This is a genomic window from Haloarcula sp. K1, assembly GCF_001647155.1.
Lineage (GTDB): Archaea > Halobacteriota > Halobacteria > Halobacteriales > Haloarculaceae > Haloarcula > Haloarcula hispanica.
The window spans coordinates 386171-398005 of sequence record NZ_LRHL01000043.1 but is presented as its reverse complement, the minus strand read 5'-3'; the positions used below and the strand labels follow the sequence as shown (position 1 = coordinate 398005).

At 64.6% G+C, this 11835-nt stretch carries 13 protein-coding genes; 5 read left to right on the top strand and 8 right to left on the bottom strand.

Annotated elements, in window-relative coordinates; all coding sequences use genetic code 11:
• Positions 1-93: 93 nt before the first annotated feature.
• Positions 94-3159, top strand: a complete 3066-nt coding sequence (locus tag AV929_RS15480) for an FAD-binding and (Fe-S)-binding domain-containing protein (protein WP_064288668.1) — start codon at positions 94-96, stop codon at positions 3157-3159.
• Here AV929_RS15480 and AV929_RS15475 read toward each other — a convergent pair.
• On the bottom strand, positions 3151-3675 hold the full coding sequence (locus AV929_RS15475) for a hypothetical protein (RefSeq protein ID WP_064288667.1): 525 nt from the start codon (positions 3673-3675) through the stop codon (positions 3151-3153). The two genes, AV929_RS15480 and AV929_RS15475, sit on opposite strands and share 9 nt — an antisense overlap.
• 52 nt (positions 3676-3727) lie before the next feature.
• On the bottom strand, positions 3728-4924 hold the full coding sequence (locus AV929_RS15470) for an ATP-binding protein (protein WP_230458903.1): 1197 nt from the start codon (positions 4922-4924) through the stop codon (positions 3728-3730).
• Positions 4925-5147: 223 nt separating this feature from the next.
• Between AV929_RS15470 and AV929_RS15465 the strand changes: the two genes are divergently transcribed.
• Complete coding sequence (locus AV929_RS15465) at positions 5148-5342, top strand: cold-shock protein (RefSeq protein ID WP_004515390.1); 195 nt, start codon at positions 5148-5150, stop codon at positions 5340-5342.
• A gap of 2 nt (positions 5343-5344) precedes the next feature.
• The gene (locus AV929_RS15460) at positions 5345-5539 is read left to right on the top strand and encodes a cold-shock protein (protein ID WP_053967073.1); all 195 of its coding nucleotides are present in this window, start codon (positions 5345-5347) and stop codon (positions 5537-5539) included.
• Between the two features lie 125 nt (positions 5540-5664).
• On the opposite strand, the gene AV929_RS15455 is transcribed toward AV929_RS15460, so the two are convergent.
• The 3 genes from AV929_RS15455 to AV929_RS22445 form a co-directional block, all read right to left on the bottom strand.
• Positions 5665-6405 carry a DUF429 domain-containing protein gene (locus AV929_RS15455; protein ID WP_064288665.1) on the bottom strand — a complete coding sequence of 247 codons (741 nt, stop codon included), beginning with the start codon at positions 6403-6405 and terminating at the stop codon, positions 5665-5667.
• Positions 6406-6516: 111 nt separating this feature from the next.
• Positions 6517-6702: a hypothetical protein gene (locus AV929_RS15450; protein ID WP_005537226.1), complete on the bottom strand. Its 186-nt coding sequence runs from the start codon at positions 6700-6702 to the stop codon at positions 6517-6519.
• A 41-nt stretch (positions 6703-6743) separates the two neighbouring features.
• Positions 6744-6902, bottom strand: a complete 159-nt coding sequence (locus tag AV929_RS22445) for a hypothetical protein (protein WP_014041430.1) — start codon at positions 6900-6902, stop codon at positions 6744-6746.
• 74 nt (positions 6903-6976) lie between these two features.
• Here AV929_RS22445 and AV929_RS15445 point away from each other — a divergent pair, with 74 nt between their 5' ends.
• Both AV929_RS15445 and AV929_RS15440 read left to right on the top strand, forming a co-directional pair.
• Positions 6977-7684 (top strand): nucleotidyltransferase family protein, encoded by a 708-nt coding sequence (locus tag AV929_RS15445; protein WP_064288664.1) that lies wholly within the window; start codon positions 6977-6979, stop codon positions 7682-7684.
• Positions 7685-7764: 80 nt separating this feature from the next.
• Positions 7765-8367: a DUF4864 domain-containing protein gene (locus AV929_RS15440; RefSeq protein ID WP_064288663.1), complete on the top strand. Its 603-nt coding sequence runs from the start codon at positions 7765-7767 to the stop codon at positions 8365-8367.
• On the opposite strand, the gene AV929_RS15435 is transcribed toward AV929_RS15440, so the two are convergent.
• From AV929_RS15435 to AV929_RS15425, 3 genes are read right to left on the bottom strand one after another with little or no spacing between them, the layout of a single operon-like run.
• Positions 8364-9443 (bottom strand): sugar ABC transporter permease, encoded by a 1080-nt coding sequence (locus tag AV929_RS15435; protein WP_064288662.1) that lies wholly within the window; start codon positions 9441-9443, stop codon positions 8364-8366. The genes AV929_RS15440 and AV929_RS15435 overlap by 4 nt on opposite strands.
• On the bottom strand, positions 9443-10405 hold the full coding sequence (locus tag AV929_RS15430) for a carbohydrate ABC transporter permease (protein WP_014041434.1): 963 nt from the start codon (positions 10403-10405) through the stop codon (positions 9443-9445). The genes AV929_RS15435 and AV929_RS15430 overlap by 1 nt, the downstream gene beginning before the upstream one ends.
• A 9-nt stretch (positions 10406-10414) precedes the next feature.
• Positions 10415-11695 carry an extracellular solute-binding protein gene (locus tag AV929_RS15425; RefSeq protein WP_196219999.1) on the bottom strand — a complete coding sequence of 427 codons (1281 nt, stop codon included), beginning with the start codon at positions 11693-11695 and terminating at the stop codon, positions 10415-10417.
• Positions 11696-11835: the final 140 nt, after the last annotated feature.

The following is an 11835-nucleotide window of genomic DNA, read 5'->3' as shown; positions in this document are numbered from 1 at the left end:
AACTGTTTTGGCAGGCGTACAGCTAGAACAGCCAGAGCAAACCGCCGAGTACCCGGTCCGTCGGTGGCCGGGCGACTGGAAACGAGACACACCATGGCAACCGATTCCGGCACCCGGATAGATCCTTCGGCTGACGAGGTATCGAACTACGACTACCAGAACGACACCGTCGCTCGGTCGGGCCTCGTCGACGACCTGCGAGCGCGCATTGACGGCGAGGTGCGGTTCGACGAGTACTCGCGACAGTTGTACGCGACCGACGCCAGCCTCTACGAGGTGCTGCCTATCGGCGTCGTCTATCCGCGGTCGACCGATGACGTAGCCGCGGTCATGTCCTACTGTGCCCAGCGAGAGATTCCGGTCCTGCCCCGCGGCGGCGGGACGAGCCTCGCCGGCCAGACGGTCAACGAGGCCGTCGTACTGGATTTCTCGGGGTACATGAACGAACTCGTCGAGACTCGGCCGGACGACCGGCGGGCGCGAGCGCAGCCGGGCATCAAGCTCGGCGACCTGAACGGGGAACTGGCCGACCACGGGCTGAAGTTCGCGCCGGACCCCGCGTGGGGCGACAAGAGCGTTCTCGGCGGCGCTATCGGTAACAACTCCACCGGCGCACACTCCCTGCAGTACGGCAAGACCGACGCCTACATCGAAGAGTGCGAGGTCGTCCTCGCAGACGGCACCGTCACCACGTTCGGCGAGGTCACCCGCGAGGAACTGCGCGACCGAGCGGACCCCGACGGTGACCTCGAAGCCCGGATTTACGCCGAAATCGAGCGGATACTCGCCGAGGAAGGCAAAGAAATTACGAGCCACTACCCGGACCTGAAGCGCAACGTCTCGGGGTACAACCTCGACTGGGTCCTCGGAGATGCACAGGACGGGACTGTCAACGTCGCGTCGCTGCTGGCGGGCAGCGAGGGGACGCTTGCCATCGTCACCGAGGCCGAGGTGTCCCTGGAGCCGATTCCCGAGACCAAGTCGATGGCCCTGCTCGCCTACGAGGGGCTCATCGAGGCCATGGAAGACGTTTCGGACATCCTCGAACACGACCCGGCGGCCGTCGAGGTGCTCGACGACGTGCTCATCGACCTGGCCCGGGACACCGCCGAGTTCGAGGACGTGGTCGGCATGTTGCCCGAGGGGACTCGCACGGTCCTCATCGTGGAGTTCTACGCCGACGACGCGGAGAGCGGCCGGCGGAAGGTCGCCGACCTCCTGGCAGACCGAACGAACGGCGTCGGTTCGATCGCTGCCCCAACAGATGGCCGGACCGTCGTCGACACGCCGGTGCGGGCGTTCGACGCCATGGAGGCCCACGACGAGGCGAAACGGGAAAAATTCTGGAAGATGCGCAAGTCCGGCCTCCCGATACTGCTCTCGCGGACGACCGACGAGAAACACGGCTCGTTCATCGAGGACACCGCCATCCCGCCGGCGAATCTCCCGGAGTACGTCGCCGACTTCCAGGAGATTCTCGAAGAACACGACACCTTCGCCTCCTTCTACGCCCACGCCGGCCCCGGTGTGCTCCACATCCGCCCGCTCATCAACACAAAGACAGTCGAGGGCGTCGAGACCATGGAGTCCATCGCCGACGCAGTGACCGACCTCGTGGTGAAATACGGGGGCAGCGTCTCGGGCGAACACGGCGACGGCCGCGCCCGCACGCAGTGGAACGAGAAGCTCTACGGCGCGGACCTCTGGGAGACGTTCCAGGAACTCAAATCCGCGTTCGATCCCGACTGGCTGCTCAACCCCGGCCAGGTCGTCGGCGTCGACGCCGCCGCTGTCGAGTCCGGCGAGAAACCCGAGCGGGCACGCACGGTCGACATGACCGAGAACCTCCGATTCGACCCGGCCTATGAGTTCGACGCCGGGTTCGACCCCGCGCTGGAGTGGGACAACGACAACGGGATGCAGGGGATGGTCGAACTCTGTCACGGCTGTGGCGGCTGTCGCGGCCCGCAGGAGACCACCGGCGGCGTGATGTGCCCGACCTATCGCGCATCCGAGGAGGAGATGACGACGACCCGGGGCCGCGCGAACATGCTCCGGCAGGCCATGAGCGGCGACCTGCCGGACGATCCCACCGACGAGGAGTTCATGCACGAGGTGCTGGACCTCTGTATCGGCTGCAAAGGGTGTGCGAAGGACTGCCCGAGCGAGGTCGACATGGCGAAGCTCAAAGCCGAGGTGACCCACGCCTACCACCAGGAACACGGCTCCAGCATCCGAGACAGAATCTTCGCCAACGTTGACGCACTGGCAGGTCTGGGCAGCGCCTTTGCGCCGCTGTCAAACCTCGCGACGAAAGTTCCGGGTGCTCGAACCGTGCTGGAGAAGGCGGTCGGCATCGCACCCGACCGGACGCTGCCGACCTTCCGGCGTACGACGCTACAGGACTGGTTCGACGAGCGCGGTCCGCAAGTCCCGGCGGATGAAGCCGAGCGGCAAGCCCTGCTGTTCCCCGACACGTACACGAACTACAGCCACCCCGAGGTCGGGAAAGCCGCCGTCCGCGTGCTCGAAGCCGCGGGCGTCCACGTCGAGTTGGCCGACCAGACCGACAGCGGGCGACCGGCCCACTCGAAGGGCTTTCTGGACCAGTCTCGGGCGACTGCGCGGGACAACGTCGACGCGCTCGTGCCCGCCATCGAGGAGGGCTTGGACGTGGTGCTGGTCGAACCCTCTGATGCCGTGATGTTCCAGTCGGACTATCTGGACTTGCTCTCTGGCGAGGACGCGGAGACGCTCGCGGCGAACGCCTACGGCGTCTGTGAGTACCTCGACACCTTCCGGCTGGACGAGGGGGCCGACTGGGACGCTGGGCGCGAGACGCTGACCTACCACGGCCACTGCCACCAGAAGGCGACGAAGAAGGACCACCACGCCGTCGGCGTGCTCCGGCGGGCCGGCTACGACGTGGACCCGCTGGATTCTGGCTGTTGTGGCATGGCCGGCTCCTTCGGCTACGAGACCGAGCACTTCTCGATGAGCAAAGCTATCGGCTCGATACTGTTCGACCAGATAGGCGACAGCCGCGGTGACACCGTGGTCGCGCCCGGCGCGTCCTGTCGCACGCAACTGGACGACTGGGCAGAAAGTGACGGGGAGCCGCCGCATCCAGTCGAGAAGCTCGACGCAGCCCTAGCCTGACGATTCCTCGGGCTGGCGCACCGCCTGAACGATGCCGACCGTCTGGCCGACCAGCGCAAGTCCGATGCCGGCGAGCAACGCGGTTTCCGCCGGCGGGAACAGCGCGCCAGCGTACACTGCCGCACCGAGAACACTCAGCACTGCGCCGGCCGTGTACGCCCGCTGGCCTGCCGGAACGTGCTTCCCAGTGTAGTAGAGGCCGACGCCCGGAACAGCCATCCACCCCAGTAGTGTCGTCGTCAGGAACGGAACCCGGAGCGGAGAGTAGAGGAAACCGACGATGCCGCCGACGGTGAGCAGGAGTCCAACGAGCAGAATATCGCGCCAGATACGGAGGACGCCAGTTACCATCTCGTCCCACGAAAGAACGGCGAACGCAGCGATGAGGACGGCGGCGACGACGTGAAACGCCAGCACTGTCCGCTCAGTGACCGCGTCGAGATGCGCAAGTCCCACGAGCAGCCACGCGAGCGGGATGAGTACGGTCGGACCCTGTGCGCGCAAGCGAGGGAACATACCCCCCACTGTGCCCCCCACAATCAAGAAACGTCGGTCGTGCGGTACTGTGTCACGCTCGCGGGAGTTCGACAACGAAGTGCGCGCCGTCGAGGTCGGTGTCGGCGAAGTCCGTGTCGAATTCGCTGGCGGAGTCGGCGAGGTAGATGTCGCCGCCGAAGCTGGTAACGAGCGTCTCGACGAGATGGAGCCCACCGCCGTGCGTGTCGCCCGCTCGCGGGTCGAAGATGTTGTCACGCCGGTCGTCGGGAATCCCCGGGCCGTCGTCGACCACGTGAATCTCGACGACATCGCCAGTTTCGCGAATCGCGACGAACACCGACGGGTGATCGCGCTCGTCTCCAGTCGACTGGCCGGCCTCCGCTCGCGGTGCCTCGCTCTGTAGCGCTGCCCCGTCCGTCGCGGTCCCCTCGGCGGAGAGTTCGGCCGCTGGCGTCCCGTGTTCGATAGCGTTCTCTATGAGATTCCGGAGAACCGGGCGGGCGGCCTCGTTTGTGCGTGCCATCGCGCTGCCCGATGCTTGAAACTCGATAGCGATGGGATGTGTTTGCTCGATTCGCTGTATCACCGCCTCGGCGATTCCGACAACGTCAGTCGGTTCGAAGGTCGGGTCGGGACCGAGGGTCTCGACGACAGCCCCGGCGTTGTCGACCAGGCTGTCGAGTTCGGTTACCTGTTCACGAATCGCGTCCGCTGCCGTTTGAATCGTCTCCGAGTCGGCGTTGCGCCGGATGATTGTCCCCCGGCCGTCAATAACGACCAGTCCGTTCGCGATATCGTGCCGGAGCAGGTCGTTGACGAACGACAGCGTGTTCGCGGTTCGGGTCGCACGGCTGGCATCCTGACGGGCCCGGACCGCGAGCGTGCCCGCGATGAGTCCCGTGACAGCGCCAGTCTCCATCGCCAACAGGGTGACGAACACCGGTTCGGCGATCGTTCGGCCCTCCATCATACGGATAAACACGCTCAAACCGATGACCGTCCCGACTGCGAGACTGCCAGCGACGCTCCAGACGAAAACGGTCCAGATCTGCTCACCCGGTGTCGACGACGAGACGAGGCGATAGCTGCCATACACCAGCACCAGCGGCAGTAGTCCGTCAAGGCCCAGTGCAAGCACGGGGCCACCGACCTGTCCGATGCGCTGTGTCTCGATACCGAGGTGCCAGACGACGGCCACACCTGTAAAAGCGAGACCGAAGCCAGCGAGCAGCCACGGCGCAAGGCGGGCCCGGACACCGCGGTACATAGTTACGACTTGTGCTCGAATGGCTAATTCCATTCGATTAGTGAAATGATAGGACCGAGCGCGACGCCGAAGCGTCGACAGCCAGCCGGGAGATCAGCCGACGCGTGTGGTGTGCCAGTATTACACACTCTCTAATCGCCAGACTGCGGGCGGTTTTCTCTGTTTCCTACCAGAGTATCGTACCGACACTGTTATCCGTGGTGCTGGCATCTCTATGGTTGCAATGGCGAAAGGAACGGTTGATTTCTTCAACGACACTGGCGGTTACGGTTTCATCGATACTGAGGACGCGGACGAGGACGTCTTCTTCCACATGGAAGACATCGGCGGCCCGGACCTCGAGGAAGGACAGGAGCTCGAATTCGACATCGAGCAGGCGGACAAGGGTCCGCGCGCCAACAACGTCACGAGGCTCTAACGATGGCGACAGGCACTGTCGACTTCTTCAACGACACTGGTGGCTACGGCTTCATCGAGACCGACGATGCGGACGAAGACGTCTTCTTCCACATGGAAGACGTCGGCGGCCCTGACCTCGAAGAGGGGCAGGAAGTCGAGTTCGACATCGAGCAGGCGGACAAGGGTCCGCGTGCGACCAACCTCACGCGACTGTAAGACCGGTTCTGTCTGCAGTCTAGCACTATAATCACTTGTCAGCGGTCGCGGTGTACGCACGCACGGCAGTGTCGCTGGCACGCACACAACTCACGGCGAGCAACGGCACTCGGCGAGACACGCCACTACGTGAGCAGTGGCGACGCCGCCCGATAGACGATCTCCATCGGCAGCCCCGCCGCGTCCCGCGGCGGTTCGGGCGGGAGCGTGTACAGTTCTCCGTCATCCGGGACGGCTGTGTACGCGAGGACGACAGCGTCCAGCACGTCGTCGATAGCCACTGCCGTGCCACCAGTCGCTTCGGCGGCCTTCTGGACCGTCGGGGCAGCGTCGCGGTCGTAATGTGCGAGAATCCGCATCCGCTCGGCATATCCCCCGGCGGTGCGCTTCGAGTAGCTAAGCGGCTCGCCGCCGAAGGCCCGAAAACAGACCTCTGGGTGGGATTCCCGAATGGCTGCGGCAGCCTCGGGCAGTTCCTGCAAGAGTTCATCGATCCGGGCGAGGCTGTCGCTACGTGCGAACGCCTGCTCAGAGAGTTCCTGTCCGGTCTTGCGCCTGTGGACGCGGTTGGCCGTCGAGTAGCGCTGTTTCCGGGTCGCTTCTCGTACTGGCGGCGTGCGAACTGCCGCGCTCCGCTCGCCGAGCACCGACCGGGCGAGTTCGTCACACCGGCGGTCCGGATCACCGGATTCCACGAGCCCAATCGGCACTCCGACCAGAATCAGCCGAGCGCGCTCCTCGTACGCTGACCAGCATTCGCCGATACTGTCGAACACCGACGCGTGGTCGAACCCGTCGCCGGTGAGCGCCACAGCGACCCAGGACTCGTCGCTCCGGTCGACACCGACGTACAGCGGTTCAGCCATTATCGATACTCGTTCGGATAGGCGCAAAAGTGTATCCCGAGGTGTTCGTTGTCCAACCGGTCCAGCGTCCGAGCTATCGGCCGCGGCGCAGACTGTTCCGGCGGCTGTTCGTTACGACTGCCCGAACTTCGTGAGTTCCTTGAGCGGTACTAGCCGGTGTTCCATCGCTGGCTTCGTGTAGCCGGCCGACTCCTCGGAGACACCGCTTGTGAACACCAGCATCTTCTGTTGGAGGACGTGCGGTACGCCGTCGTTGTCCCGGATGATGTCGACCGAGCGCCACGCTTCGTCTTCCATGCGTCAGAGTCACACACTGCTGCTACCTGTCTCTTTCCCCGTCAGGAGTCCGGCCCAACGAATATTGTCCGGAGCCGCGCACCGCAGTCCGGACAGCACAGCGTCTGCCAGCGGTCGTTGTCGAGGTCACCGAAGGTCGCCCGGCGGACCGCCTCGTCGACGGTGACCGACCGGCCGCAGGTGTCACACTCCTCAGCCATGCGTCAAGGTTGGCGGCCACGGACAGAACCCGCTCGCCCACAGGCATTTAGCCGGCGCAAGCGTGGGGCCGGATATGGACGGCTTCGTACTCGCTGCCGGCGAAGGGACGCGGATGCGACCGCTCACTGCAGACAAGCCGAAGGGACTGGTCGAGGTGGCCGGAAAGCCGCTGCTGACACACTGTTTCGACACGCTGCTGTCAGTCGGCGTCGACCGCCTGGTCGTCGTCATCGGCTACCGCGGCGACGACATCGTGGCACACTACGGAGAGCAGTATCGGGACACGCCGATAGCGTACGTCCGGCAGGACGAACAGTTAGGACTGGCGCACGCGCTCGAACAGGCCCGCACAGCCGTCGACGGGACCTTCGTCGTGCTGAACGGCGACAACGTTTGCCGGGCAAATCTCGACGGGGCCATCGAGCACCACCTCGAGACCGACGCCAGCGCGACGCTGCTCGTCGAGGACGTGTCGCGGGCCGAAGCCAAGACGACCGGTGTCGTCACGACGGACAACGGGGGACAGGTGACCGGCCTCGTCGAGAAGCCGTCGGACCCGGCGTCGACGCTGGTCACGCGGGGCTTTTTCGTGTTCGAGCCGGCCATCGGCCACGCCTGCGCGCTGACGCGACCTTCCGAGCGGGGCGAGTACGAACTCACCGACGCAATCGACCTGTTACTGAGCGCCGGCCACCGCGTCGAGGCGGTCGAACTGGAGGGCTGGTGTCACAACGTCAACGAACCGAGCGACGTCGACGCGGTCGAGGAACGGCTCGGCTGACGGCATCGACCGCTGACAGGCGATATGGGCACTGTACACGGCGACGGAACATCGAAGGAGCGTCACCCCAATACAGGGGTATGACAGCCGTTCGGTCGCTGGCGCTCGTCGCACTTGCCGCGGTCGTAGCACTGGCGGGCTGCGGTGCGTTTTTCGGCGGCGGCGACTCGACGGAGTCGAAAGCGACGATAACGCCCGCTGACGTGCCGACAGAGGACGCGAAAGCGGTAGAACCGGCAGCGGGCGGGCGGGAGTACTGGGGCAACGTCTCCGTCGACACCAACAGATCGGCGGTGACACAGCCGCGGGTCCTCGAACTGCGACCGAACTGCGAGCGCCCGCCGGGGCTCGTCGTCCACATCCAGGTGCTTGCACTGCAGAACAACGACCCGGCGACGAACGAGGGCATCAACACGACCTGGCAGTTCGCGTCCCCGTCGAACCGTGACCTGACGGGGCCGTACTCGAACTTCGTCCGAACCATTCGAAGTGGGTTCGAACCGCTGTTGAACGCGACCGGCGTGCGGTACGGACCGCTCGACCGCGACGGCGACACCGCGTCACAACCGGTGACGGTCGTCAATGGGAACGGGACGACGTCGAGCTACCGGTGGACGGTCAGAAAACAAGACGAAGCACCCTACGAGGGCTGCTGGATGACGGCCGGCGTCGCGCCAGCTTAGCCCTCCATCCCGCTGAAGGAGAGGCCGCCCTCGATGTAGCGCTGGGCGAACAGGTACGCCAGCATGATCGGCGAGGCGAAGGTGAGCGCGAACGCGGAGAAGCGCGCCCATGGGATGGAGTACTCGTCGACCATCGCGTACAGGCCGACCGGCAGCGTGTAGTTCTCCGTCCCCAGCAGCGTCTGGGCGACGACGAACTCCGTCCACCCGGTGAGGAAGACGAAGATGAACACCGTCGCCAGCCCGGCGGTCGACATCGGGATGATGACCTCAGTGACGACCCGCCACGGCGGCGCGCCGTCGACGACGGCCGCCTCCTCGTAGGAGACCGGGATGCCGTCCATGTAGGTCTTCAGCAGCCAGGTGTTGAACGGCACGGCGGTCGCCGCGTAGTACACCGCAAGCGCCAGTTTGCTGTCGTTGATGCCGAACTGGACGTACAGTGCGTACATCCCGATGAGCAGGGCAACGCCGAGACCGCCCCCGACCTGTGTCATCAGGACGTAGAGGAACAGGATCTTCCGGCGGAAGAGGAACTCCCGCCGCGAGAGGGCATAGGCCGCCGGAATGATGAGCGACATCGCGATCAGCACGGTGGGAATCGCCACCATGAGGCTGTTCCAGAGGAAGTGCTTGAACTCCGAGGGGCGGTCGACGCCGTAGTCGGAGGCGTCGAGAATCTCGATCCCCGGCGTCTGGAACACGAAAGCGAGATCGGTGAACGGAATGGCGGCGGATATCGAGTACGACGGCACGATGAGGTCACCGATGACCCAGATGAACGGTTTGACCGTCGGATTAGTGGGAAACAGCGAGAAGCTCTCGGACGTGTACAGCGAGCTTCCGGAGCCGGAGAGGGCCGCCATCAGAATCCAGTAGATCGGGAAGAGCAGTGCCAGCACGACCAGCGTCGCGCCGATGGTCGAGAGAATGACCTTCAGGACTTCGGACGCGGGCAGTTCGCCCCGACGGACGGCCTGCACAGTGTAGGACCACTTGCGGACCGTCCGGCCGGGCATCGTCGCGAACGTCTTGATATCGTTGCCGAGCTTTCTGGCGATTGCACCGAGGAGCATTAGTCGTTCACCCCGTCGGCGAGTTTGCCTTTCTTGACGTTGAGCCACATGAACGCGCCGATGAAGGCGAGCGCGATGATGCTGATGGCCGCACCGCGACCGTACTGCTGGAACGACAGCGCCTCACGATAGCCGTAGACGACGATGAGTTCGTTCGCCCGTGCCGGGCCGCCCTGGTTGAACACGAACGGGATGAGGAACTGCTGGAACGAGGCCGCGGAGGTCAGAATAGACGCGAACAGCACGGGCCGTTTGATCGACGGCAGCGTGATATGAGCGAAGCGTGCGAGGAACCCCGCGCCGTCGACGACGGCCGCCTCGTGGAGTTCTTCGGGCACGTCCTGGAGTGCGCTGACGGTGATGATGACCATGAACGGGTACGCCAGCCACGCCTCCGTGACGTTGTACGCGACGAAGGCGGTCCAGCGGCCCGACAGCCACGCGACCGAACTCGCGCCGAACGCGGTCAGTAGCTGGTTCATCAGCCCGAACTCGGCGGAGCTGAAGATGCCGCGCCACACCGTGATGGTGAAAATCGGCGGCAGGCCCATCGGGAAGATGATGAGCGAGCGCAGGACGCGCTTGCCGCGGACGAGTTCACTGGTCACGATAAGCGCGATGGCCAGGCTCGCCCCGATTTTGAGCGTGACGCTCGTAGCGACGAACAGCCAGGTGACGCCGAAGGAGTTCCAGAACTGGCCGTCGGTCAGCACGTCGGCGTAGTTCTCCAGGCCGACGAACAGCGCGTCGCCGAACGTGAGCACGGCGACGACGCCCTCGCCGGCGAACAGGTTGGCCGGCTCTGCGTTCGTAAAGGAGATTCCCAGCAGGTAGAGGACCGGGAACAGCATGAACGCCGAGAAGACGAACAGCCCCGGGAGCACTAGCAGTAACGACGCGTCGTCCCGCGTCAGAAACGGGACCGACTCGATGCGGTCCGCCGCCCGTGAAACCGTACTCATGGGCGTTTCTCACTCCCAGTTGCTTCGGATTTCTTCGGCGGCGGTCGTCAGTGCGTCTTCGGCGCTCGCGTCGCCGTTGAACGCCTCGATGAGCGCGTTCTCCAGTGGCGACCACACCTTGTTCATGCGCGGGTCGGTCGGCATCGGGACCCCCTGGCTGACGGTCTGGGAGTACGTCTGGACGTGGTCGGGGAGTTCGTCGCTGCCGACGAGGCTGTCGAGCACCGGAATCGCGCCCTGCTCCTTAGCGAGTCGCGTGGCGTGGTCTTCGTTGGTGGCGAACCACTCGACGAAGTTCCGGGCGGCCGTGGCGTCGGCTCCGCCCTCGCTCATCGCGTCCGCGAAGTACCACATCGAGATGCCGGTGTACGGCGTCACCTCGCCGCCGTCGATGGCAGGGAACGTCGCCACCTCATAGTTCACGTCGCTCTGGTTCAGCGTCGCCAGATACCATGGCCCGTTGACGGCGAATGCGGCGTTCCCCTCCGAGAACGTCGCGGCCTGCGGTTCGTAGTTCGGGTCGTCGGGCATGTACGGACGGAGGGTGTCGAGGGCGAACTGGAGCCCCTCGATAGCTTCGTCGGCATCCAGCCCGAGCGCCGGGTCCTGCTCCGGGTCGAAGTAGTAGCCACCGAAGGCCTGTATCCACCCGCTCGTGAAGTACGGGTCAAACGGCGCGGCGAGGCCGTACTGGCTGCTGCTCGGGTCGTAGTACTCCTCCATCGCCGACACCATGTCGTCGATGGTCTCGGGCGCTTCGTCGACGATGTCCGCGTTGTAGATGAGCGTCACCGTCTCCGCCGAGTGCGGGAGGCCGACGACGGCGTCGTCGAACTGGACGGCCGAGGCGGCGGCGTCCGTGAACTGGTCGAGGCTCACGGAGAGTTCCTCGGACTGGTCGACGACGAACTCCCGCTGGTAGTAGTCGCCCACCCAGTCGTGTGCCCACTCGAAGATTTCCGGCCCCTGCCCGGCCGGAATCGCGCTCGTGGTCTTCTTTTCCATATTGGAGATGTCCGACCCGTCGACGCCGAACTCCGTCTCGCTCGCGAACGTCTCCATCGCGTCCTCGCGTGCGGGTATCTCCGAGTCCTGAAGCTGGTACCACGCCGTCGCGGTCCCGCCGGACTGTTGACTCCCGCCGCCTGACCCATCGCCCGAACCATCACCGGAAGCCGTTTCCCCCTCTGAGCCGCCACTGCCCTGCTCTTGCACACTACAGCCAGCCAAGGCCGTAGCCGCCCCGACACCGCCGATCCGTTTGAGCACCGTCCGTCGTTCCATTGTCATGGATAGATATGGGATGAAATAGTCCTTCATAACTTAAATCATTCGGAAATAGAAGGAGACAATAATGATAGATTTCGAGAAACGGCGCGAATTCGCCTCGCCGTGTGTCGGTTTCAACAGATCGGATAGAGGAGGATAAA